The organism is Saccharothrix violaceirubra, from assembly GCF_014203755.1.
Taxonomy (GTDB): domain Bacteria; phylum Actinomycetota; class Actinomycetes; order Mycobacteriales; family Pseudonocardiaceae; genus Actinosynnema; species Actinosynnema violaceirubrum.
Map to the genome: position 1 here is coordinate 1,599,422 of NZ_JACHJS010000001.1, position 22,245 is coordinate 1,621,666.

Sequence of the window (22,245 nt, forward strand, 5' to 3'; positions counted from 1 at the left end):
GTGTTGGTCGCATGCCCAGCTCAGCCGACGACGGCACAGGCAGTACCGGGCCGGGGAATCCCCGGCCTGACCCCCGCGGCGCCGGTGCGCCGTGTTGATCCTCTCCGGACTGCTCGCGATCCTGGCCCTGACCGCCGCGACCGGCTATTTCGTCGCCCAGGAGTTCGCCTACATGGCGGTCGACCGGGGCCGGCTCCACCACCTGGCCGAGAACGGCGACAAGGCCGCCGCGCGCGCTTACCGCGTGACGCAACGGCTTTCGTTCATGCTCTCCGGCGCCCAGTTCGGCATCACGGTCACCGCGCTGCTGGTCGGCTACGTGGCCGAACCGCTGCTCGGCACGGGCCTTGCCGACCTGCTCGGGCTGCCGCCCGCCGTGGCGGTGCCGCTGTCGATGGCGGTCGCGCTGGTGGTCGCCACGGTCGTGCAGATGGTCCTGGGGGAGCTGTTCCCCAAGAACCTCGCGATCGCCGAACCCGAGGCGCTGGCCAAGGCGCTGGCACCGTCCACTGTGGTCTACCTCAGGATCGCCGGTCCGGTGATCCGGCTGTTCGACGCGGCGGCGAACCGGCTGCTGCGCGCGGTCGGCATCGAGCCCGTCGAGGAACTGCCGCAGGGCGCGACCCCCGAAGACCTCAAGCGGATCATCGGGGACGCGGGCGCCGAAGGGCACCTCGACCCCGAACTGTCCCGACTGCTCGACCGCGGCCTCGGCTTCCGCGAACTCGTCGCCGAACAGGCCATGACGCCCCGGGTGTCGGTGCGGGTCGTGCGGGCCGAGGAGCCGGTCTCGCGCGTGGTCGACCTGCTCGACACCGGCTACTCCCGGTTCCCGGTCATCGGCGACGGGACCGACGACCTGCGCGGCATCGTCGGCCTGGCCGAGGTGTTGACCGTGCCGCCCCGGGAGCGGACCACGACGCCGGTCGGCGCCGTCGCCGTGCCCGCGTTGGTCGTCCCGGCCACCCTGGCGCTGCCCGGCGTGCTGGAACGGCTGCGGTCCGAACGTCGGCAGACCGCCTGCGTGGTCGACGAGTTCGGCGGGTTCGCGGGTGTGGTCACGTTGGAGGACCTGGCCGAGGAACTCGTCGGCGAGATCCACGACGAGGACGACGTGGTCGCCGAGTCCATCGAGGAGATCGTCGACGGCGTGTGGCGCGTGCCCGGCCGGATGCGGCTGGACGAGATCGCCGACGCCACCGGCGTGGAACTGCCGCTCCACGACGCCTACGACACGGTGTCCGGACTGCTGCTGCACCGCCTCGGGCGCGTGGCCGAGCCGGACGACCGGGTGGAGGTCGACGGCGTGTCGCTGCGCGTCGCCGAGGTGACCCGCAACGTGCCCGGCGTGGTCGTGCTGGAGGTGGCCCGATGAGCCCGGCGTGGGCGTTGGTCGTCTCGCTGGTGCTGTTGGTGGCCAACGCGTTCTTCGTCGCCGCCGAGTTCGCGTTGATCGCGGCCCGGCGCCATCGGCTGGAGCACGTGGACAGCCGGGCGGCGCGTGCCGCCGTGGCGGGCATCCGCGAGCTGTCGCTGATGTTGGCCGGTGCCCAACTGGGCATCACGCTGTGCACGCTGGGGTTGGGCGCGTTGGCCAAGCCCGCCGTGGCCGACCTGCTCGACCCGCTGTTCGCCGCGACCGGGCTGCCGGAGTCGGCGGCCTACGCGATCGCGTTCACGCTGTCGCTGGTGGTGGTGGTGTTCCTGCACATGGTGGTCGGCGAGATGGCGCCGAAGTCGTGGGCGATCACCCACCCCGAGCGGTCGGCGCTGCTGCTGGCGATTCCCTTCCGGTTCTTCGCGCGCTCGGTCCGGTTCGTCCTGGGTGGACTGAACCGGCTGACGAACGCCCTGCTGCGACTGGTGAAGGTCGAGCCGCGCGACGAGTTGGCGCGCGAGCACCGGCCCGACGACATCAGGCTGCTGGTCCGCCAGTCCGGCGAGCACGGTCTGATCCCCGAGGGCCAGCAACGACTCCTGACGCGGATGCTGCAGCTCCAGCGGACCACCGTCGAGCAGATCATGGTGCCGATCGACCGGGTCGTGGGCGTGACCGGCGACGCGACCGCGGCGGACGTCGAACACCGCAGCCGCGAGTCCGGCCGGTCGCGGTTCCCGGTCGTGGACGCGACCGGCGCGTACGTGGGGCTGGTGCACGTGCGCGAAGCCGTGCGGACGCCCTCGGGCACCGCACGCGACCTCATGTCCCGCCCGCTCGTGCTGTCCGCCGCCACGCCGGTGGCCGGTGCCGTCACCGAGATGCGGGCCGGCCGGGCGCAGTTGGCGCTGGTGACCGACGCGGCCGACCGCGTGGTCGGCATCGCCGCACTGGAAGACCTCCTCGAAGAGCTGATCGGCGACTTCGAGGACGAGACCGACCCGTCCTGACCTACTCCGGGAGGAAGAACCCCCATGTTCAAGCGGATGCTCAGCGCTTTCGGCGTCGGCGGCCCGTCCGTCGACACCGTCCTGGACACCCCGCACGCCGTGCCCGGCCAGGCCGTCTCCGGCCAGGTCCGCATCCAGGGGGGATCGGCCGAGGCGCGCATCGACCGCATCGTGCTGTCCCTGGTCACGCGGGTGGAGGTCGAGCACGGCGACCACGAGTACGGCGGCAACGCCGAGTTCCTCAGCGTCGTGGTCGCCGAACACGTGGTCGTGGCACCCGGCCAGGCTCTCGCGGTGCCGTTCCGGCTCCCGCTGCCGTGGGAGACCCCGATCACCGCCATCGGCGGCCAACCGCTGCCCGGCGTGGGCGTCGGCGTGCGCACCGAGCTGGTGATCGCGGGCGCACCGGACAAGGGCGACCTGGACCTGCTGCTCGTCGGCCCGCTGCCCGCGCAGGACAGCGTGCTCGACGCGTTCGGCCGGCTGGGCTTCCAGTTCCGCAAGACCGACGTCGAGGTCGGCCGCATCCACGGCGTGCACCAGGAACTCGGCTTCTACCAGGAGCTGGAGTTCTCCCCGCCCGGTCACCACGCGGGGCGGGTCGACGAGGTCGAGCTGACCTTCGTGACCAGCCCGCACGAGCTGGTCGTGGTGCTGGAGGCGGACAAGCGCGGCGGCGCGTTCTCGTCGGGCGGCGACGCGTTCGGCCGGTTCCACGTCTCCCACCAGGACGCACCGCGCACCGACTGGGCGACCTTGATCGACCAGTGGCTGACGCAGGTGTCCCAGCGCGCGTCGGCGTTCGGTGGGCATCCCGGACAGCACGGCCACCACGGCTACGACCACGGTCACCACGGGCATCACGGCTCGGGCGTCGGCGGCGTGGTCGCGGGCGCGGCGGCGGGCGTCGTCGGCGGCATGATCATCGGCGAGGTGCTCGACGACGCGTTCGAGGACGGCGGCGAGGCGTTCGGCTTCGACGAGGAGTGATCCCCGGTCCCCGCCCGGCCGCGCCGGGCGGGGACCGTTCGTCAGAACGACGTGTGCGCCAGCCAGTGGTCCAGCAGCGCGGCGTCCCCGGTGACCGTCGCCCGCGTCGGCGGGGTCCGACGGGTGATCACCGACAGCAGCAACGGCGTCGACGCCGTCACGACGACGTCGGCGTCCGTCCGGTCGTGCGCGCGGGTGACGCCGTCCGGGGTACGGGTCAGGTGCCAGGGGTGGGCGGTCGGCGACACGAACGCCAGCGTCTGGCCGTCGCCCCGCAGGTTCGCCAGGGCCGGCAGCAGGTCGGCCGCCGTCGGCGCGGTCAGCAGCTCCAGTCCCTCGTCGACGACGTCACGTGCCAGGTCGTCGTCGATCGACGCGACGATGCCCGCCGCCAGTGACGCGTCGATCCGGTGCACGGTCGTGTCCGACACCATGCGCCGCAACCAGAACACCGCCGGCAGCGACCCGAACAGGGTCCACACCGCGGTGTCCGGTCCGGTCGTGCGCACCGCGTCGATCAGCTCCTCGGCGCCCTCCGCCAGCCACTTCGCCCAGGCCGCCTGATCGCCGGGGTCCGCGTCGGCCGGGTCCGGGATCGGGGCGGGCACGCCCGTGCGGACGATCCCCGCCGCCCACCGGTCGGCCTGGCCCACGTGGGCGGCGAGGTCGCGGACGCGCCAGTCCGGGCACGTCGGCACGACGAGCGTCGGGTCGGCCGCCGTCACGGCGGCGGCGAAACGGGTGGTCTGGGTGCGCAGGGTCGTGGCGAGTCGTGCGGTGTCCATCCGGGTTCCCTTCCTCTCGGTCGACCTCCGTACCGTAGGAACTCCACCCGGCTGGAGGTTCCAGTGATTGTGACCGGCGACACGTTGGGCATCGGCGACCTGGCGCGGTTGACCGGGGTGCCGGTGCGCACGATCCGGTTCTACTGCGACGAAGGCGTACTGGAGTCCGTGCGCAGTGTCGGCGGTCACCGGCGGTTCGGACGGGACACGGTCGAGCGGCTCGACCTGGTGCGCCGCCTGCGCCGGCTCGGCCTCGGACTGCCCGCCATCACGTCGGTGATCACCGGGCGGCTGGGCCTGGCCGACGCGGTCGCGGCCGAACGCGTGGCCGTCGACGAGGAACTCGCCGCGCTCGCCTGGCGGCGTGCCGCGCTGCGGGCGGTCGAGGAGGCGACGCCGGTGGACCGGGCCGCCCGGCTGGACCTGCTCGCCGCGGCCCAGGACGGGCGGGCCGCGCACGGCGCGCTGACCGCGTTCTGGCACCGGCACCTCACCGGCCCGGTGCCGGGGGAGACCCTCTCGATGTTCCTGGACGTCACCGCGCCGCCGCCCCCTGCCGACCCGACGGCCGCGCAGGTCGTCGCGTACGCCGAACTCGTCGCCATGGTCGCCGACCGCTCGCCCCTGTACCGGCTGCTCGAGGACGCGCGCGGCCACTTCCACGACATCCTCGACCAGGCCGCGCTCCAGGAGGGCGTCGGCGCGGCCTGCCTGGAGGCGTTGCCGCTGGTCGCGGCCGGTGTGCCGCCCGGTCGCGGTCCGGCGCTGGACGCGTTCGTCGCCGCCCACGCCGCCGTGCGGGGCCGCCGCGACAGTCGGGTTTTCCGGTCCGGGCTGCTCGCGTCCATGGCCGTCGACCGCGGCCCCCGGATGCGCCGTTACTGGTCCCGCGTCCGCGTCGTGACCGGCGGGACCGTGACGCTCGGCGAGACCCACGCCTGGCTGCAGGACTCGCTCGCGTCCTCGGTCGGGGCGTGAGGCAGGGCCACCCGCACGGACAACCCGCCCCCAGGCCGGGCCCGTACGGACAACGTCCCGCGGTGCGCGGCCACCACGGACGCCACGATCGTCAGCCCCAGTCCCACGCCCCGGTCGGACCCCGCGCGGTCCATTCGGCGGAACGGTTCGGTCAACGACGCCACCAGCTCCTCGGGCACGACCGGCCCGGTGTTCTCCACCCACAGGTCGGGACCGACCCGGACCCGGACCCGACCGCCGGGTTCGTTGTGCCGCACCGCGTTCTGCACCAGGTTGAGCACCAGGTGCTCCAGCAGCACCGCGTCGCCGAGCACCGGGCACGGGTCCGCCTCCAGCGCGATGTCGCCGCCCGCCGCGTCCACCACCCGGCGTACCAGGTGGTCCAGCCGCACCGGTTCGCGGGTCGCCGGGCCCCGGTCGCTCAGGGCCAGCACGAGCAGTCCCTCGATCAGCCTCGTGGTGCGGACGTTGAGCGTCAGCAGCCGTCGGCCCAGCTCCCCGGTGTCGGCGCTGACGTCGGGCCGGCCCAACGCGACCTCGATCAGCGTCCGCTGCGTGGCCAACGGGGTGCGCAGTTCGTGCGACACGTCGGCGGCGAACCGGCGTCGGCCCTCGAACGCGTCCGCCAGCCGGTCGAGCATGCCGTCGATCGTGTCGGCCAGTTCGGTCAGCTCGTCGCGCCGACCGGTCCGGGCGAGCCGGCGCCGGTCCAGGTCGTCGGCGCCCAGCGAGCGGGCCGTGGCGGTGATCCACCGGATCGGGCGCAGCATGCGGTCGGTCACCACCAGGCCGATCGCGACCGCGAGCACCGCGGCGACGAGCAGCGCCACCCACGACTGCGCGATCAAGGTGCGCAACACCTCGTCCCGGTAGCGGTGGTCCTCGGTGATCCGGAAGGTGTCGCCCCGGACGGAGAACTCGACCGGCGACGGCAGGTTGGTCCGCACCAGCAGGTAGGTCACCAGCAGCAGCACGGTCCCGCCGGTCAGGAACAGGACGCCGATCAGGACGCTGAGCCGCGTCCTGATCGACCACCCGCCCCTCACGGCGAGATCCGGTAGCCGACGCCGGGCACGGTCTCGATCACCGGGGGGACGCCGAGCTTGCGCCGCAGCGTCCCCATCGTCACCCGTACCGCGTTGGTGAACGGGTCGACGTGCGCGTCCCATGCCTTCTCCAGCAGTTCCTCGGCACTCACGACCGCGCCCCGCGCCCGCATCAGCACCTCCAACACCGCGAACTCCTTGCGCGACAGGGGAAGGAACCTCCCGTCGCGGGTGGCCTGGTGGCGCGCGGTGTCCACCTCGACGTCGCCCGCGCGCAGCACCGGTGGCAGCGCGGGCGTGGTCCGGCGGCCCAGCGCCCGCACCCGGGCCACCAGTTCGGCGAACGCGAACGGTTTGGTGAGGTAGTCGTCGGCGCCGATGCCCAGCCCGCGCACCCGGTCGGCGACCTCGGCGGCGGCGGTGAGCATGAGCACGCGCACCGTGCCGCGTTCGACCACCGACCGGCACACGTCGTCGCCGTGGACGCCGGGCAGGTCCCGGTCGAGCACGAGGACGTCGTAGTCGTGCACGGCCAGCGATTCCAACGCCCGCAGGCCGTCGGCGCACACGTCCACCGCCATGGACTCGCGGCGCAACCCCTCCGCGATCGCCTCGGCCAGCAGCGCCTCGTCCTCGACCACCAGCACCCGCACCCGGCACCCCTCCGTCGTCAGCCTCGCGTGCACTTCCAGACCGCGGCCTCGGTGTGCCGCCCCTCGTCCCCCGGCGGTGCGGCGATCCGCACGACCACGTCACCGGAGGCGACGACCATCAGCACCCGGCCACCGTTCGCCTCCACACACCGTGCCAGGTCGCCCGGTCCGGATGCCGCGGGTTCGGGCACCGCCGAGCCGGAGACTCCCGACCCCGGCACTCCCGACCCCGGCACTCCCGACCCCGGCACTCCAGAGCCCGGCACCGTCGAGCCTGGGACCGCGGACCCCACGACCGCGGACCCCTGCCCTGCCGACCCCTGCCCTGCCGACCCCGGAACCGTCGACCCCGGTGCGGTGGACCCGGGCACCGCCGACCACGTCACCGTGAGCGCGGCGATCCCGAGCACGACCGCCGTCTTCCGAAACCTCATGGACCCTCCCCTTTCGTCGCCTGCGATTTCTACCGGCCGGCCGATCTCGGGAGCGTCAGCGGAAGTCCTTATCCGGGCCTCACAACCGACCCGTGCGGAACGCATGGGTCGACCGTGCGATCACCCCATGGGATCGTGCGCCGCCACGCCCGAAGCTCGTGCCATGAAGGTCGGACAGCGGAAGACGACAGGCAGGTTCCTCCGCCACGCGGTGGAGATGGTCGTGGCCATGCTGGTGGGTGTCGAACTCCTCGCGCCCGCCTGGGAATGGGCGGGGCAGCGGCCGGACGTGGTCGCGCTCGTCACCGCGACGGACATGACCGTCGCCATGGCGTTGTGGATGCGCTACCGGGGCCACCCGTGGCCGCGGGTCGTCGAGATGGGCGCGGCGATGTTCCTGCCCTACCTCGTCCTGCTCGTGCCGCACTGGCTCGGAGTGCTGGACGGAGAGCACGTGCTCACCGGCGGGCACGTGCTGATGCTCCCGGCGATGGTGGCCGCGATGCTCGTGCACCGCGAGGAGTACACCCGGCCGCACGGGGAAAGCGACGCGCACCCGCTGGTCAAGGAGGTCGGCCGGCGCGGGCCGACGTGGATCGCGCTCGCGATGACGTTCGACCAGTGGACGGAACCGCTCGTGCCGTGGCCGGTCGCCTTGCTGGTGCTGCCCGGGGCCTACCTGGTGTTCGGCATGGCCAAGGGACACCTGCGGGACCGGAGGGTCCTCGCCGCCCAACTGGCCGGACTCGTGGCCTACGCGGTGCTCGCCGTCGTGGCGTCGAACGCCGATCCGCGCATGGCCGCCTGGCTGGTCGCGGCGGGCTGGGGTCTGCACGCGGTGTGGGACGTCGTGCACCACCGGCTGGACCGTGTGGTTCCCCGCTGGTGGGCGGAGTGGTGCGCGGTGGTGGACTTCGTCGTCGCGGCGACGATCCTGTCCGTGTGGCTGTGAGGTGCGGGGTGGACGACCTGGTCCGGGTGCGCCGGACGATCCTGGCGGGCGTCGCGGTGCTGGTGCTGTGCTGCCTGTGGGTCCCGGCGGCGGTGCTGGCGCGCGATCCCGACAACTGGCTGGGCATGGTCGGACTGGGGGTGCTCGTCGCCGGGCACGCGGCCGTGCTGCGCTTCGTCACCGAGCCGCCCGCCCCCCGCTGGGCGCTGTGGGTCCTGCTCGCGGCCACCGCCGTGTCGATCCTCCTGGTGGCGCCGGTCGGTCCCGCCGACCGGTACACCTGGGCGTGGATCGGCGGTGCCACGGCGGGCATCCTGCCGTTCCTGATCACGGGCCGGTCGAGGTGGCCCGCCGCGGTGGGCGCGGTGGGCCTGGCCGTGGCGGTCGGCGCGGTCACCGGCGGATCGCCCGTGGTGCACGGCGTGATCGCGGCGTCGGTCGGCGCCGCGGTCGTCGGCGGCACGGTCGTGCCCCTGTGGCTGTGGACGCTGCTGCTCGACGCCCGGGCCGGCCGGGAGGCACGGGCCCGGCTCGCCGTCACCGAGGAGCGCCTGCGGTTCGCGCGTGACCTGCACGACCTGCTCGGCCACCGGCTCACCGTGATCGCGCTCAAGTCCGAACTCGCCGAACGCCTCGCCGCCGCCGATCCCGACCGCGCGGCCCGCGAGTCCGCGCAGGCCCGCCACCTCGCCGCCACCGCGCTGGCCGAGGTGCGCGAAGCGGTGGCGGGGTACCGGGAGGTCGATCTGGCCGACCAGGTGGCGGCGGCGGCCGGCGTGCTGCGGGACGCGGGCGTGCGCTGCGCGACCACCGTCGCGCCGGTGCCGTCCGAAGTGGCCGCGCGGCTGGCGTTCGTGGTCCGGGAAGCCTGCACGAACATCCTGCGACACAGCGCCGCCGCGTGGTGCACGATCGACATCACGTCCGACGGCGAGGGGATCGGGATGCGGATCGTGAACGACGGGGTGTCCGGTACCGGACCCGACCGGCACGCGTTCGGCCTGCGGGGCATGACCGACCGCGTGGCCGAGGTCGGCGGCACGCTGCGCGTCGAGCGGGACGGTGACGTGTTCGCCCTCGACGTCGCGGTGCCCGTGCCGTGATCCGCGTGCTGCTGGCCGACGACGAGGAGATGATCCGCGACGCCCTCGCCGCCCTGCTCGAGCTGGAGCCGGACCTGGAGGTGGTGGCGCGGGTCGGCGACGGGCGCCTGGCCGTGGACGAGGCCCGCGCGCACCGGCCCGACGTGGCGGTGGTCGACCTGCGGATGCCCGGACTCGACGGGCTGGAGGTCACCGCCGAGCTGGCCCGCGTGCTGCCGTCGTGCGCGGTCGTCGTGCTGACCGGCCAGGGCCGTCCGCCGCACCTGCGACAGGCTTTGTCGGCCGGTGCCAAGGGTTTCCTGCCCAAGGGCTCGCCCGGCGGCACGCTGGCCGACGTGATCCGCCGGGTGCACTCCGGCGCCCGCTACGTCGACCCGGCCCTGGCCGCCGACGCCCTGACCGCGCCACCGTGCCCGTTGACGCGGCGTGAGCTGGAGGTGTTGCGGCTGACCGAGTTCGACACCCCGGTCGGCGCGATCGCCCGGCGCACCGGGCTGTCCGCCGGGACCGTGCGCAACCACCTCGCCGCGGTCGTGACGAAACTGGCCGTGCCGACCCGTGCCGAGGCTTTCCGCGTGGCGCACGACAACGGCTGGATCTGATTCGTTCTCCGAACAGGACCGCGGACCGGCCAGTACAGTCCACGCGATCCCAGGGGGGAAGACGGATGACATATCCACCACAGTGGTCCGGCGCTCCGGGCGGACACCCGCGGCAGCCGTATCCACCGCAGCCTTATCCGCAGCAGTACCAGCACTTTCCGGCCCAGGGTCATCCGCCCCAGTACGACCCGTACGGCGGGCCGCCGCCGAAGCCGGGCGCGCTCGGCGTGGTCATGACGATCCACTGGGTGATCACCGCGCTGACGGTCGGCGGCGTGGTGATCTCGCTGGCCTCCTCGCTGTCACTGCTGCACGCGGTGAACGGCTTGAACCTGGCGTTCGTCGCGCTGCTCGCGCTGATCACCGTGCTGCTCGGCGTCCTGCACGCGGTCGCCGCGATGTCCGCCGCGCACCGGTACTTCCCGAACCTGATCGCGTCCCGCATGGCCGCCGGGTTCAGCCTCGTGCTCGGCGCCTTGAGCCTGAGGTCGATCGTCACCCTCGGCGCGCTGACGGCCTCGGCGCTGATCGGCGTCGGAATGGTGCTGCTGTGCCTGACGGCACTGATCCTCGGCGCCCAGTCCTCGGTCAAACGCTGGATCGTGGCCAAGCACCGGTATTCGATCAGCCAGGGTCACCTGCCGCGCAACGCCCGCCGCCGGTGAATCGGCACTCCCGAATCGGAAACCGACCGACTAGCGTCCACGGCGGGGGGATCGTCGAATGGAATCGACCGATTCGCGGACCAAACCGTTCCCGGTGATCGCGTTGACAGTGACGCACCGGGTGTCCGGCGCGGCGTGCCTGGCCGTGCTCGCATACACGGCCGTCGCCTTGGACATCCGCGCCGGCTGGGTGCGGTTCGCCTTCGCGGTGGTGGTGATCGGCGGCGCGGCGGTGCTGAACCTGATCGCCCCGCGACGCCTCGCCGACCCCCGGCCCGGGGACGATCCGGACCAGGCGTTCATCAGTGGCACCACCCGCCTGGCGATGGTGTCGGTCTTCGCCGCCGGTGGCCCGATCGTCCGGGGATCGATGGAGGCGGGGTTCACGGTCCTGCTGTGGGTGGGAGTCGGTTTGGTCCTGGTCTCCATCGCGATGGCCTACCTGGTCGGTGCGCTGCGCAAGCCGCCGGTGCGCGAGTGGTTCGAAGCCGAGTAGCGCGCGAGGCACGGCCTCGACCCTCAGGAGCCGAGCACGTCCCGCAGCGCCGACAGCGACGGCACGAAGAAGTAGCCGCCGCCGGTCGCCGTCACGTAGTCGCGCGGCGCCGTCACGGGGTGCGCGCCGTCGGGCCGCAGCAGGGTCGCCGAGCGCACCCGGTCCTCGCCGGGCTGCCCGTTCTGACCGATGAACAGGTCGTGCCCGCCGGGCGCGCGCGGGTTCGTCCGGTCGCCCATCCACCGGGTGTTGAGGAACTCGAACTGGTCCACGATGGACGCCTGCACGGACAGGAACAGCAGGCCCCGGTCCTCGTCGGTCGGCTTGCCGTAGGGCAGACCACGCCGCAGGATGCGCCGCGTGAACGAGGCCGTCAGCCCGCCCGCGTCGTTGGGCGCGGTCCGGCTGTTCACCTTGCGGATGTGCGCGAACTGCGGGCACACCAGCCCGACCGGGTCCGCGCCCGCCTCCGGGTACAGGCCGTTGGTGGTCGACCCGTCGGTCAGCCGCAGCGTCCGGCTGTCCGACCCGAACCCGAAGTGGTCGTTGCGCAACGCGTCCACGCCCAGTTCCGGCACGTCGCGCGTCGGCGTGCGGGCCACCGGCGCGCCGCTGGGCCAGCGCCCGACCACGTCGGCGGCCAGCTTGTCCCGCGTGACACCGGGACCGGCCTGCGTCACGGCGTGGTCCAGGAACTCGTGGAACCCGGCGACATCCTGCCGCAGCCGGCGGAACACCAGGTAGGAGCCGTTGCGGCTCCACGCCGGTCCGCGCGACGCGGTCGAGCCCGCCAGGATCGGGTCGCTGCCCTGGCCGGGGTAGCCGAACACGAACTCGCCCGGCCACACCAGGTGCTGGCCGGGCCGGCCGTACAGCCACGCCTCCGGTCGCTGGTCGGCGTCGTCCACCACGTGCCGCGGCGTGACGAACCGGTCGGGGGCGTACCGGCCGCGCACGCCCGGCTGCGACACCCCGTCCTGGAAGCCGAAGTGCTCCCGGCCGACCTCGTCGAGCTTGTGCCCCTCCTCCCGGTAGACCAGGCGCACCGCGTGCGACTCGGCGAGCGCCACCATGTCCTCGGCGTGCCGGCGCAGGTTCTCCTCGCGGTCGGCGGCCACCACCAGCAGCACGTCCGGATCGCGCACCACCCACCCGTCGGTCGAGCCCGCGGGGTCGCCCAACGCGCCGGACCGGGCCGTCATGCCCAGCACGAACCCCCGGTCGGCGAACTCGTCCACGCCGGGGTCGTCGGTGAGCTTGCCCATCGCCTCGTGGCTGAAAGCCACGCTCGTCCACGTGTCGTCCACGCCGCCCTCGACCAGCAGCGCGCCCACCTCGCCGGTGGCCCGGAACGAGCCGCCCGCCTCCAGCGCGTTGAGCTTGGCCGCGGTCCGGGACGCGATCAGCGACCGCACGCGTTCCCGTGACCCCATCGCGTGCCGCAGCGTGGTGACGTGGTCGGCGACCAGCCGGCACCACCGGCGCGCGGCGGCGGGGTCGGCGATCGTGAACGCGAGCACGGCCAGGTGGGGCTTGAGGAAACCCGGGACGACGTTGCCCTGGATCTCGTCGGCGTCGAGCATCGGCTCGGTGTCGGGACGGACCTGCTCGGCCCGCCGCGGTCCCGGCATGGTCATGGCGCGCTCCTCGGTGGTGCGGTGGGTCGCCTACGCCCGGTGGCGGTGCGGCTTGTGCGGTTCGGGCGCGGGGCGCAGGTGCGCCACGTCCGCCGAGCCCGGGTAGTCGAACGCCGGCCGTGTCCCGTCCGGACACTCGTCGGTCACCGGCACCACGCGCAGGAACATGCCGTTCACGCGGTCCTGGCAGCCCCGGTGCGTGGCCGGCAGGGGCGTGGTGCGGAACTCGCCGGGGTTGGCCACGCCGAACAGCGCGACCGTGATCCGCTCGGCGAGCTGCGCGCCGTACCGGATCGGGTCGCCCGCGATGAGCAGGTCGCCCACGGTCTCCGGCTCGCCCGTGCGGCGTTGCGCGTCGGGCGGGATCTCGAACACGGCGCGTTCGATCAGGTGCTGCCGCGCGTCGCCGCGTTCCACCCGGAAGTAGTCGGCCGTGACCGGACGGCCGTCGCGGTGCGTGATGCCGGCCAGGTCGAGGTGGTTCATGTACAGGCCGACGGGGTTGCGCAGCGTGATCCAGAAACCCTGGCGTGCCAGCACGTTCACGCTGCCGCCGATGGTCGGGTCGCTGTTGCGCATCGGCCCGCCGTAGCCGGCCGCGCACAGCAGCGCGTCCGCGTGCTCGATCGGGCGACCACCGCGCGCCCGCGGCACGGTGGCGTCCGCGCCGAGCACGATCTCCGCGGTCAACGTGTTCGCGGGCTGGCAGAGGTGCATGATCCCGTGCGTGGTGTTCCAGCGGTTCCACGGGTTGTAGGCGCCGCGCGCCACGATCACCTCGCCGGACGACTCGTCCACCAGGTCCTCGGCGGCCTGGAGGTCGGCCAGCCGCACGGACGGGTGCACGTGGCGCCGGTAGAGGTCGAGCAGCATGTCCCGGTTGGGGTCGAAGTCGTAGCGGGCGGCCGACCCCGGCGCCGAACCGGGCAGCGTGTCGCCGTGCAGCGCCTGCCAGTACTCGGGCGGCTCGGAGGTGAACACCACCCGGGCGATCTTCCCCTGGGCGTCGTGCTCGACGCGGAACTCGCAGTACTCGTCGTGCGGGCGGTAATAGGTCTTCTCCCAGACCTCGCCGGTGAAGTACGCGCCCGCGCCGTCGATGCGGTCGGTCAGCGGGTACAGCCGCTCGGCCAGTTCCAGCGCCTTCGCGTGGCCGTTGCGGCGCACCAGGGTGTTCGACAGGGCGTTCCACGGGATCGCCTGCACGAGGCCGGGCGTCGGCGGCGTGGTCTCGGCCTGGTTGTAGTACTGGCACGGGTCGCCGGGGCGCAGCGTGTGCTCCTCGTGGAACGCGATGATCTCGTCGAACCAGCCGGACACGGCGACGTGCCACTGCTCCCGCTGCCGGGGGGTGAAGTCGTCGAGCCCGCCCGGCGGGTCGTAGCGGACGCCGACCGCGGTCTGCTGGAACATGGTGCGCACCTCGCGTTCTGCCGATGCGCCCAACGTCCCGTTCGGACGCATCGACCGCACCCCGGATACGGACTGCTTCGCCCTTGTGAGTGAGGCGGTTCCCCTATCGTGTCGATCCGCCGGGAAGAGGTTCCGGTGCGTCCGACCGGCTCACCACCATGGGCCGTATGACCGAATCGCGAGACGAGAACCGCCACGCCCGGTGGCGCACGTGTCGACAACTGGCCCGCCACCTCCTGCTCGTCGGTTCCGACGACTCCGACGAGAAGCTCCGCCAACTCGACGTCCTGCTCGGCGCCGGGCTCGACCCGACCGACCGGCCCAAGGACGTGCTCGTCGTCGGCGCGGGCATCGCGGGCCTGGTCGCGGCCGGCCTGCTCGTCGACGCGGGGCACCGGGTGACGGTCCTGGAGGCCAACGGCAACCGGGTCGGCGGCCGGATCAAGACCTTCCACACCGCCGATCCCGGGCACCCGGCGTTCCGCGACCCGCTCCAGTACGGCGAGGCGGGCGCCATGCGGCTGCCCGACTTCCACCCGCTGGTGCTCGGCCTGGTCGACAAGCTCGGCCTCGGCCGGCGCCTGTTCTACAACGTCGACGTCGACCCGGCCACCGAACCGCCGTCGGTCGAGCCGCCGCCGGTGTTCTACCGGTCGTTCACCGGGCAGACCTGGCCCGCCGACGGGCAGCCGCCCGTGGTCGCGCAGCCGGTCAAGCGCAACCGCGCCTGGATCCGCGCCAACGGCACCCAGGTGCGCCGCGCCGATTACGCGCGCGACCCGAGCATGCTCAACGAGGGCTTCCACCTCACCGCCGACGAGGTGCGCGTGACCACGACGCGGATGCTCGACGACGCGTTGGAGCAGGTCCGCGACTACTACTCGGAGATCGTCGACGGCGTGCGCGTGAACAAGCCGTTCGAGGAGTGGCTCGACGGCTGGGCGCGGGTGATCCGCGACTTCGACGGCTGCTCCATGGGCGACTTCCTGCGCGACCACGCCGGGCTCAGCGACGAGGCGATCGAGGCCATCGGCACGGTCGAGAACATGACCTCGCGGCTGCACCTGTCGTTCTTCCACAGCTTCCTGGGGCGCAGCGACATCAACCCCAACGTCACGTACTGGGAGATCCCCGGCGGCAGCCGGCGGTTGCCCGACGCGCTGCACGAGCGGCTCGTGGACCAGGTCCGGCTGGGCCACCGCGCGGTCCGGATCGAGTACTGGGACCCGCGCCGCGACCACGCGCCGAGCCGGCACGTCGGCCCCGACGGGCCGTTCGTCGCCGTGCACACCGTGGCCGAGTCCGACCAGACCGGGCCGCCGACCGTGTGGACCGGCGACGTCGCGATCGTGACGGTCCCGTTGTCCGGCCTGCGGTTCGTCGAGGTCCACCCGCCCATGTCGTACAAGAAGCGGCGCGCGGTGATCGAGACGCACTACGACCAGGCGACCAAGGTGCTGCTGGAGTTCTCCAAGCGCTGGTGGGAGTTCACCGAGGAGGACTGGCGGCGCGAGCTGGGCGCGATCGACGGCGGCGTGCACGAGTTCTACCAGCGCGTCGACGAGGCGGCGGAGTCGGCCGCGTTCTCCGTGCCGCAGCGGTGGGAGACCACGACCACCGGCCTGCTCGGCGCGCACCCGTCGGTCGACGAGACCGCGATCCCCGACCGCCAGCTCGAGTTCAACCGGTCGGTGCGGCTGATCGGTCCGGCCGTCCGCCCCGCGACGAACGTGTTCGGCGGCGGCTCGGCCACCGACAACCCCAACCGGTTCATGTACTACCCGTCGCACCGCGTGCCGGGCAGCGAGGGCGGCGTCGTCCTGGCGAGCTACAGCTGGTCCGACGACGCGGCCCGGTGGGACTCGCTGGACGACGACGAGCGCTACATCTACGCGTTGCGCAACCTCCAGGCCGTGCACGGCCGGCGCATCGAGGTGTTCTACACCGGCGCCGGGCGGACGCAGAGCTGGCTGCGCGACCCGTACGCGTACGGCGAGGCGGCCGTGTACACGCCGCACCAGATGACCAGCTTCCACCTCGACGTCGGCAAACCCGAGGGGCCGCTGTACTTCGCCGGCGAGCACGTGTCGCTCAAGCACGCGTGGATCGAAGGCGCGCTGGAGACCGCCATCCAGGCCGCGATCGCCGTGCACGAGGCGCCGCTGGAGCTGTCCGGACCCGAGGTCCTGCCGACCCGGCGTACCCCCGAGGGCACGCCCGAGCACGCGGGGTCGCCGAACCGATGACCACCACCGTCGCGCGCTACCTCGCGTCCCGCCTGGCGTCGTTGGGCATCGAGCACGTCTTCGGCGTGCCCGGCAACCACCTCGGGCCGTTCCTGACCGCCGTCGGGCACACGCCGGGCATCGAGTGGATCGGCACGCCCACCGAGGTCGGCGCCGGGTACGCGGCCGACGCGTACGCCCGCGTCCGGCCGGGACCCCGGATCGGTGCCGCCGCCGTCACCTACAGCGTCGGCGCGTTCACCCTGCTCAACCCGATCGGCGGGTCCTATGTGGAGTACGTCCCGGTGGTGGCGATCAACGCCACGCCCACCTACGAGCAGTGGCTGAACTACCGGGCCATCGGCCTGCTCACGTCGCACATGAGCCAGCGGCGGGAGAGCAACCTGGACGTGTACCGGCAGGTCACGGTCGACGCCCAGGTGGTCACCAACGCCGCGCTGGCGCCCGTGCAGATCGACGCCGCGCTGGTGGCGTGCCTGTCCGAGCGCCGGCCGGTGTACCTGGAGGTGATGGAGGACGTCTGGGACGCGCCGTGCGCCTCGCCGGTCGGGGACCTGACCGCGCGGACCCGTCCGGTCACCGCGCGCAACGAGCAGGTGCTCGGCCGCGCGGTCGACGCGGCCGTGGCGCTGATCGAGGAGCTGGGCCGGCCGATCCTGTGGGCGGGGGAGGAGGTGGACCGGTTCGACCTGGCCGGGCCGTTCGGCGAACTCGTCGAGGCGACCGGGATCCCGTTCTGCACCACGATCGGCGGCAAGGCCGTGCTGTCCGAGGACCACCCGTACTTCGTCGGCGTGTACAACGGGAAGTCCAGCACGCCGTGGGTGTATACGGTGTTCCAGAAGTGGGCGCGGGTCCGGATCGGCATCGGCTCGTGGTCGACGTCGAAGAACCTGGGCGGCGAGCGCAGCATCGGGCCGGATTGGATCGTGGCCGCGCACGACGGCGTCAGCGTCGGTGCGTCGTACTTCCCGGACGTGCGGCTCCCGGCGTTCGTCGAGGCGCTGCGCGACCGCCTGGTGACCAGGTTCGGCGAACGGCACTTCGAGGCGGACTACTACGCGCGGGCCCACGAGGCCGGCCTGCCCGTGCCGTCGGCGTACCGCTCGACCCGGGCCGTGGCGGCGGGCACGGGGCTGACCTACGACCTGCTGTTCGACCGGGTGAACGACCTGCTCGCGGCGTCGCCGCGCACCTACACCGTGGTGTCGGACGCGGGCTTCTCGCTGCTGGGCTCGATGAGCCTGCACGTGTCCGAAAAGGACGGTTATCTGGCGCAGAACAGCTGGCTGTCCATCGGCTACTCGGTCGGCGCGGCCACCGGCGTGGCGCTGGTGCGCCAGGACCGGCGGCCGTTGGTGTTCGTCGGCGACGGCTCGTTCCAGGAGGTCGTGCAGGAACTGTCGACCCACGTGCGGCACGGCCTGCGCCCGGTGATCTTCGTGCTGGACAACGAGGGCTTCTACGGCATCGAGCAGATGCTGGTGGCCCCGTGCTACTACACGAAGCCGCCTTCGTCGGAACCCGACTACTACAACATCCTGCACCCTTGGCGGTACGACGCGTTGGCGCAGGTGTTCGGCACCGCGACGGCCCCGATGACCGGCGTGGAGGTCGCCTCGGAGGAGGACTTGGCGGACCTGCTGCGGCGCTTGGGCGACCGTGCGGACAGCGTCAACTACGGGCCGGTGCTCGTGCACGTGCGGCTGCGCCGCGACGACTACCCGGTCTCGATCTCGTACAAGGTCGAGGAGTGCGCCCAGCCCGAGGGCGGCAGGTAGCACAGCGCACGGTGGTAGGCGAGCCGCGTGTCGTCGACGTCGTGGCCCGCCTCCCGCCGCAACCGCCCGAGTTCCGCGCGGCCCCGGGTCCGCCGCACGACCCCGTCCTCGTCGACGCACGGCCGGACCGGTCGAACCCGGTGTGGACGTCCGAGCAGGCCATGACGCCTACGGCTACCGGAACGCGTGGTCCATGTCCCCGGGAATCGTCACGCCCTGTCGGTCCGTGCGGCTGGGATGTCCGGCCGTTTCGGGGTGATCTTCTGGCAGGGTGTGGTGGTGGCACGAGTCGGGAAGGACGGGGCACCGCCGGACGCGGCGTCCGTCGAGGGCATCGGATACGACGGAGCGCCGGCGCCCGGGGTGGACGACCACGCGGGCCCGTCCTCCGCGCTCGACATCATGCGTCGGTGGTCCGCCGACGACCTCCTGGTCACCCTCGGCCACCTCAAGACCCACCGGAAGGACGGGAAGTCTGCGCCGCACAAGCCCCTCGCCCTGGTCTGGGCGATCGCCCGGTTGGGGACCGGGCACGGGCGGTTGTTCCGGTGGGACGAGTTCCGTGCGGGCGTCGGAGCCGTGCTCGGCGAGTTCGGGCACGGGCAGGTCACGCCGCAGTACCCGTTCTGGCACCTGCGATCCGCGGAGCGGCTGTGGGAGACGCACGGGCTGGACGAGGAACCGACCGCGCGTGACGGTGCGACGACGGCCGGGTTCACCGCCGAGGCCGCCGCGGTGCTCCGCGACCCGATCACCCGCGACCGGGCGTTGGCCACGTTGGCCACGACCTACCTGGGCGATGTGGACGGGAACGCCCTGCGCCGTTTCGTCGGGTTGGCGACCCTTCCCGGCGCCGAGCGGGTGCTGCGCGACCTGGAAGGCACGGGTGTCGGGCCCGACGCCGATGCCGCCCTCGTCCAGTACGGCCTCGACCGGCTCCGTGCGGACGGCTCGGTGTCCGTCGACGACCTCGGCGACGCCGTCACCGCGGTGCTGCTCACCCGGCCCGGCACCCGGCTCGAGGACGGGCGGGTGGTGGTCCGGCCCCTCGGCCGGCCCACGCGGCGCGACTACGCGGTGTTCGACGGCAAAGCCCTCGCCACCTACCGCAAGGAGCAGGGCGAGCTGCGCCGGCTGCTGATCGGCGACGGTCCGACGGCCGAGTGCGCGCTGTGCCGCCGGGTGTTCCCGGTGGACCTCCTGGTCGCCGCCCATGTCAAGAAGCGGGCCGAGTGCACCGACGACGAGCGCGGCGACCTGGAGAACGTGGCCATGCTCGCCTGCTCGCTGGGCTGCGACCGGCTCTACGAGCTGGGCTACCTCGCGGTCGACGCCGACGGGACGGTGCTGGTCCACGGCACCGACGGCTTCCTCGACGGCCGGGCCGGGGTCGTGGCCGGTGTCGACCCGGAGCGGTCGGGACCTTACTTCCAGTGGCATCGGGAGCACGTGTTCCGAGGACTGTCGGAGGGGCTCGCTACCATCCCCCAATGACTTCCCGGGAAGTCCTCCGCAAGGTGTTCGGGTACGAGTCCTTCCGGGGGGAGCAGCAGGAGATCGTCGACCACGTCGTCGCGGGCGGCGACGCGTTGGTCCTCATGCCCACGGGCGGGGGCAAGTCGTTGTGCTACCAGATCCCGGCCCTGGTCAGGGACGGGGTCGGGGTCGTCGTCTCCCCGCTCATCGCACTGATGCAGGACCAGGTCGACGCGTTGCAGAACCTGGGCGTGCGCGCGGGGTTCCTCAACTCCACGCAGTTCCCCGACGAGCGCTCCATGGTCGAGGCCCAGTTCCTGCACGGCGAGATCGACCTGCTCTACCTCGCGCCCGAGCGGCTGCGCACCGAGCAGACCGCCCGCCTGCTCGACCGCGGCAAGATCTCGCTGTTCGCGATCGACGAGGCGCACTGCGTGTCCCAGTGGGGCCACGACTTCCGCCCCGAGTACCTCGCGCTCTCCCAGCTGCACGAGCGGTGGCCCGACGTCCCGCGCATCGCCCTCACCGCGACCGCCACCAAGGCCACCCACGCGGAGATCGCGCAACGCCTCGGCCTGACCGACGCCCGGCACTTCGTCTCCGACTTCGACCGGCCCAACATCCAGTACCGGATCGTGCCCAAGAACGACCCGCGCAAGCAGTTGCTGGACTTCCTGCGCACCGAACACGCGGACGACTCCGGCATCGTCTACTGCCTGTCGCGCAATTCCGTCGAGAAGTACGCGCAGTTCCTGTCCGACAACGGTTTCACGGCCTTGCCGTACCACGCCGGGCTCGACGCCGGCACGCGGGCGCGCAACCAGTCCCGGTTCCTGCGCGAGGACGGCCTGGTCATGGTCGCCACGATCGCGTTCGGCATGGGCATCGACAAGCCGGACGTCCGCTTCGTCGCCCACGTCGACCTGCCCAAGTCCGTCGAGGGCTACTACCAGGAGACCGGCCGCGCGGGGCGGGACGGCCTGCCGTCCACCGCCTGGCTGGCCTACGGCCTCCAGGACGTCGTCCAGCAGCGCAAGATGATCGACGACTCCGAGGGCGACCAGGCACACCGCCGCAAGCTGATGCACCACCTCGACGCCATGCTCGCCCTCTGCGAGACCGTCGAGTGCCGCCGTGTCCGCCTGCTCGACTACTTCGGCCAGTCCGCGTCCCCGTGCGGCAACTGCGACACGTGCCTGGCCCCGCCGGAGACGTGGGACGCCACCGTGCCCGCGCAGAAGGTGCTGTCCACCGTGGTCCGGCTGCGCAAGGAACGCCGGCAGAAGTTCGGCGCCGGCCAGACGATCGACATCCTGCTCGGCCGCCGCACGGCCAAGGTCCTCCAGCACGACCACGACACGCTGTCCGTGTTCGGCATCGGCACCGAACTCGACGAGGCCGGCTGGCGCGGCGTCGTCCGCCAGCTCCTCGCGAACAACCTGATCGCGGTCGAGGGCGAGTACTCCACGCTCGTGCTCACGCCCGACAGCGAAGAGGTCCTGTTCAAGGCCCGCAAGGTGTCGATGCGCCGCGATCCCGAACGGGTCCGGCCCGCCAAGGCGGCCAAGGCCAAGCGCGCCGAGCAGGTCGCGCTGCCCGAGGAGGCCCTGCCGGTGTTCGAACGGCTCCGTGCCTGGCGGGCCGGGCAGGCCCGTGAGCAGGGCGTGCCCGCGTACGTGATCTTCCACGACGCCACCCTGCGCGAGATCGCCACCCGGGCACCCGACACGCTCGACCAGCTCGGCACGGTCACCGGTGTCGGCGAGAACAAGCTGGCCAAGTACGGTCAGCAGATCCTGGACACCCTGTCGGCATGACCGAGTTGAGGGCGGACTGCGCGCGCTGCGTCGGACTGTGCTGCGTGGTGCCCGCGTTCGCCAAGTCCGTCGACTTCGCGATCGACAAACCCGCGCACACCCCGTGCCCGAACCTGGCCGACGACTTCCGCTGCGGCATCCACACCCGCCTGCGGGAGAAGGGTTTCCGGGGCTGCACGGTCTACGACTGCTTCGGCGCCGGGCAGCAGGTCACCCAGGTCACGTTCGGCGGCACGCCGACGGCGCGGGCCCGCGCCGTGTTCCCGGTCATGCGGCAACTGCACGAACTCCTCTGGTACCTGACCGAGGCCGCGCGCATCGCACCCGACCGCGCCACCACCGCGCGCCTCGACGAGATCGCCGCGCTCACCCGGGAGACCCCGGAGAACCTGCTCGCGCTCGACGTCGGCCCGTGGTGGCGCGAGGTCGACGCGATCATGGTCAAGGCGAGCGAGGCGGCCCGGAAAGGCTTGCGCGGCAAGAACAAGCGCAACGCCGACCTGGTCGGCAAGGACCTGTCCCGGGCGGGCCTGCGCGGTGCCACGCTGCGCGGCGCGTACCTGATCGGCGCCCGGCTGCGCGGCGCGGACCTGCGCCGCGTCGACTTCACCGGCGCCGACCTGCGCGACGCCGACCTGTCCGGCGCCGACCTGCGCGAGGCGTTCTTCCTCACCCAGTCCCAGCTCGACGCGGCCCGGGGCGACCGGACCACCCGGCTGCCCGAGGGCCTGCGCGCGCCCGCCCACTGGTGACGCGTACGTCAGCCGACGCACGCCCGGATGT

The 22,245-nt window shown here is 72.7% G+C and carries 21 protein-coding genes; 14 read left to right on the plus strand and 7 right to left on the minus strand.

The features are described from left to right. The first annotated feature begins 91 nt into the window (after window positions 1-91). From F4559_RS08035 to F4559_RS08045, 3 genes are read left to right on the plus strand one after another with little or no spacing between them, the layout of a single operon-like run. On the plus strand, window positions 92-1,375 hold the full coding sequence (locus F4559_RS08035) for a hemolysin family protein (protein WP_184667161.1): 1,284 nt from the start codon (window positions 92-94) through the stop codon (window positions 1,373-1,375). Continuing rightward, window positions 1,372-2,388 (plus strand): hemolysin family protein, encoded by a 1,017-nt coding sequence (locus F4559_RS08040; RefSeq protein ID WP_184667163.1) that lies wholly within the window; start codon window positions 1,372-1,374, stop codon window positions 2,386-2,388. Before F4559_RS08035 ends, F4559_RS08040 begins: the two co-directional genes overlap by 4 nt. Before the next feature lie 24 nt (window positions 2,389-2,412). Beyond that, entirely contained in the window at window positions 2,413-3,378 is a 966-nt protein-coding gene (locus tag F4559_RS08045) for a sporulation protein (RefSeq protein WP_184667165.1), read from the plus strand. Between the two features lie 41 nt (window positions 3,379-3,419). On the opposite strand, the gene F4559_RS08050 is transcribed toward F4559_RS08045, so the two are convergent. After that, window positions 3,420-4,163: a maleylpyruvate isomerase family mycothiol-dependent enzyme gene (locus F4559_RS08050; protein ID WP_184667167.1), complete on the minus strand. Its 744-nt coding sequence runs from the start codon at window positions 4,161-4,163 to the stop codon at window positions 3,420-3,422. 63 nt (window positions 4,164-4,226) lie between these two features. On the opposite strand from F4559_RS08050, the gene F4559_RS08055 reads away from it, so the two are divergent. Beyond that, window positions 4,227-5,141, plus strand: coding sequence for a MerR family transcriptional regulator (locus F4559_RS08055; protein ID WP_312865518.1), 915 nt, complete (start codon window positions 4,227-4,229; stop codon window positions 5,139-5,141). Here F4559_RS08055 and F4559_RS08060 read toward each other — a convergent pair. Genes F4559_RS08060 through F4559_RS08070 form a run of 3 tightly spaced genes read right to left on the minus strand, consistent with a single transcriptional unit; the run spans window position 5,042 to window position 7,031 of the window. After that, the gene (locus F4559_RS08060) at window positions 5,042-6,187 is read right to left on the minus strand and encodes a sensor histidine kinase (RefSeq protein ID WP_184667169.1); all 1,146 of its coding nucleotides are present in this window, start codon (window positions 6,185-6,187) and stop codon (window positions 5,042-5,044) included. The genes F4559_RS08055 and F4559_RS08060 overlap by 100 nt on opposite strands. Continuing rightward, window positions 6,184-6,840, minus strand: coding sequence for a response regulator transcription factor (locus F4559_RS08065; RefSeq protein WP_184667171.1), 657 nt, complete (start codon window positions 6,838-6,840; stop codon window positions 6,184-6,186). The genes F4559_RS08060 and F4559_RS08065 overlap by 4 nt, the downstream gene beginning before the upstream one ends. Window positions 6,841-6,857: 17 nt before the next feature. Further along, window positions 6,858-7,031, minus strand: a complete 174-nt coding sequence (locus F4559_RS08070; RefSeq protein WP_184667173.1) for a hypothetical protein — start codon at window positions 7,029-7,031, stop codon at window positions 6,858-6,860. A 406-nt stretch (window positions 7,032-7,437) separates the two neighbouring features. Here F4559_RS08070 and F4559_RS08075 point away from each other — a divergent pair, with 406 nt between their 5' ends. The 5 genes from F4559_RS08075 to F4559_RS08095 all read left to right on the plus strand — a co-directional run bounded on the left by F4559_RS08075 (window position 7,438) and on the right by F4559_RS08095 (window position 11,092). Continuing rightward, on the plus strand, window positions 7,438-8,226 hold the full coding sequence (locus F4559_RS08075; protein ID WP_184667175.1) for a hypothetical protein: 789 nt from the start codon (window positions 7,438-7,440) through the stop codon (window positions 8,224-8,226). 8 nt (window positions 8,227-8,234) lie between these two features. Beyond that, a complete protein-coding gene (locus F4559_RS08080; protein WP_221447168.1) occupies window positions 8,235-9,329 on the plus strand; it encodes a sensor histidine kinase in 1,095 nt (364 codons plus the stop codon). Further along, window positions 9,326-9,931, plus strand: coding sequence for a response regulator transcription factor (locus F4559_RS08085; protein ID WP_184667177.1), 606 nt, complete (start codon window positions 9,326-9,328; stop codon window positions 9,929-9,931). The genes F4559_RS08080 and F4559_RS08085 overlap by 4 nt, the downstream gene beginning before the upstream one ends. A gap of 65 nt (window positions 9,932-9,996) precedes the next feature. Then, on the plus strand, window positions 9,997-10,596 hold the full coding sequence (locus F4559_RS08090; RefSeq protein WP_184667179.1) for a hypothetical protein: 600 nt from the start codon (window positions 9,997-9,999) through the stop codon (window positions 10,594-10,596). Window positions 10,597-10,654: 58 nt separating this feature from the next. Further along, window positions 10,655-11,092 carry a hypothetical protein gene (locus tag F4559_RS08095; protein WP_184667181.1) on the plus strand — a complete coding sequence of 146 codons (438 nt, stop codon included), beginning with the start codon at window positions 10,655-10,657 and terminating at the stop codon, window positions 11,090-11,092. 23 nt (window positions 11,093-11,115) lie between these two features. On the opposite strand, the gene F4559_RS08100 is transcribed toward F4559_RS08095, so the two are convergent. Both F4559_RS08100 and F4559_RS08105 read right to left on the minus strand, forming a co-directional pair. Next, a complete protein-coding gene (locus F4559_RS08100) occupies window positions 11,116-12,729 on the minus strand; it encodes a Dyp-type peroxidase (RefSeq protein WP_184667184.1) in 1,614 nt (537 codons plus the stop codon). Window positions 12,730-12,759: 30 nt separating this feature from the next. Beyond that, a complete protein-coding gene (locus tag F4559_RS08105; RefSeq protein ID WP_184667186.1) occupies window positions 12,760-14,142 on the minus strand; it encodes a DUF8225 domain-containing protein in 1,383 nt (460 codons plus the stop codon). A gap of 167 nt (window positions 14,143-14,309) precedes the next feature. Here F4559_RS08105 and F4559_RS08110 point away from each other — a divergent pair, with 167 nt between their 5' ends. Next, window positions 14,310-16,388 (plus strand): flavin monoamine oxidase family protein, encoded by a 2,079-nt coding sequence (locus F4559_RS08110; RefSeq protein ID WP_184667187.1) that lies wholly within the window; start codon window positions 14,310-14,312, stop codon window positions 16,386-16,388. Next, on the plus strand, window positions 16,385-18,169 hold the full coding sequence (locus tag F4559_RS08115) for an alpha-keto acid decarboxylase family protein (protein WP_184667188.1): 1,785 nt from the start codon (window positions 16,385-16,387) through the stop codon (window positions 18,167-18,169). The genes F4559_RS08110 and F4559_RS08115 overlap by 4 nt, the downstream gene beginning before the upstream one ends. Here the strand turns inward: F4559_RS08115 and F4559_RS08120 are convergent. After that, window positions 18,109-18,267: a hypothetical protein gene (locus F4559_RS08120; RefSeq protein ID WP_184667190.1), complete on the minus strand. Its 159-nt coding sequence runs from the start codon at window positions 18,265-18,267 to the stop codon at window positions 18,109-18,111. The genes F4559_RS08115 and F4559_RS08120 overlap by 61 nt on opposite strands. A gap of 181 nt (window positions 18,268-18,448) precedes the next feature. Here F4559_RS08120 and F4559_RS08125 point away from each other — a divergent pair, with 181 nt between their 5' ends. Genes F4559_RS08125 through F4559_RS08135 form a run of 3 tightly spaced genes read left to right on the plus strand, consistent with a single transcriptional unit; the run spans window position 18,449 to window position 22,214 of the window. Continuing rightward, entirely contained in the window at window positions 18,449-19,663 is a 1,215-nt protein-coding gene (locus F4559_RS08125; protein WP_184667192.1) for a phosphorothioated DNA-binding restriction endonuclease family protein, read from the plus strand. Then, window positions 19,660-21,462: a DNA helicase RecQ gene (gene recQ, locus F4559_RS08130; protein ID WP_184667193.1), complete on the plus strand. Its 1,803-nt coding sequence runs from the start codon at window positions 19,660-19,662 to the stop codon at window positions 21,460-21,462. Before F4559_RS08125 ends, recQ begins: the two co-directional genes overlap by 4 nt. Further along, on the plus strand, window positions 21,459-22,214 hold the full coding sequence (locus F4559_RS08135; protein WP_184667195.1) for a pentapeptide repeat-containing protein: 756 nt from the start codon (window positions 21,459-21,461) through the stop codon (window positions 22,212-22,214). Before recQ ends, F4559_RS08135 begins: the two co-directional genes overlap by 4 nt. Window positions 22,215-22,245 lie beyond the last annotated feature (31 nt).

What these genes read in the sequence shown, in the direction of transcription:
- F4559_RS08040 (WP_184667163.1), top strand. Translation starts at nt 1,372, where the DNA reads ATGAGCCCGGCGTGGGCGTTGGTCGTCTCGCTGGTGCTGTTGGTGGCC.
- F4559_RS08045 (WP_184667165.1), top strand. Translation starts at nt 2,413, where the DNA reads ATGTTCAAGCGGATGCTCAGCGCTTTCGGCGTCGGCGGCCCGTCCGTC.
- F4559_RS08050 (WP_184667167.1), bottom strand. Translation starts at nt 4,163, where the DNA reads ATGGACACCGCACGACTCGCCACGACCCTGCGCACCCAGACCACCCGT.
- F4559_RS08075 (WP_184667175.1), top strand. Translation starts at nt 7,438, where the DNA reads ATGAAGGTCGGACAGCGGAAGACGACAGGCAGGTTCCTCCGCCACGCG.
- F4559_RS08090 (WP_184667179.1), top strand. Translation starts at nt 9,997, where the DNA reads ATGACATATCCACCACAGTGGTCCGGCGCTCCGGGCGGACACCCGCGG.
- F4559_RS08095 (WP_184667181.1), top strand. Translation starts at nt 10,655, where the DNA reads ATGGAATCGACCGATTCGCGGACCAAACCGTTCCCGGTGATCGCGTTG.
- F4559_RS08100 (WP_184667184.1), bottom strand. Translation starts at nt 12,729, where the DNA reads ATGACCATGCCGGGACCGCGGCGGGCCGAGCAGGTCCGTCCCGACACC.
- F4559_RS08105 (WP_184667186.1), bottom strand. Translation starts at nt 14,142, where the DNA reads ATGTTCCAGCAGACCGCGGTCGGCGTCCGCTACGACCCGCCGGGCGGG.
- F4559_RS08110 (WP_184667187.1), top strand. Translation starts at nt 14,310, where the DNA reads ATGACCGAATCGCGAGACGAGAACCGCCACGCCCGGTGGCGCACGTGT.
- F4559_RS08115 (WP_184667188.1), top strand. Translation starts at nt 16,385, where the DNA reads ATGACCACCACCGTCGCGCGCTACCTCGCGTCCCGCCTGGCGTCGTTG.
- recQ (WP_184667193.1), top strand. Translation starts at nt 19,660, where the DNA reads ATGACTTCCCGGGAAGTCCTCCGCAAGGTGTTCGGGTACGAGTCCTTC.
- F4559_RS08135 (WP_184667195.1), top strand. Translation starts at nt 21,459, where the DNA reads ATGACCGAGTTGAGGGCGGACTGCGCGCGCTGCGTCGGACTGTGCTGC.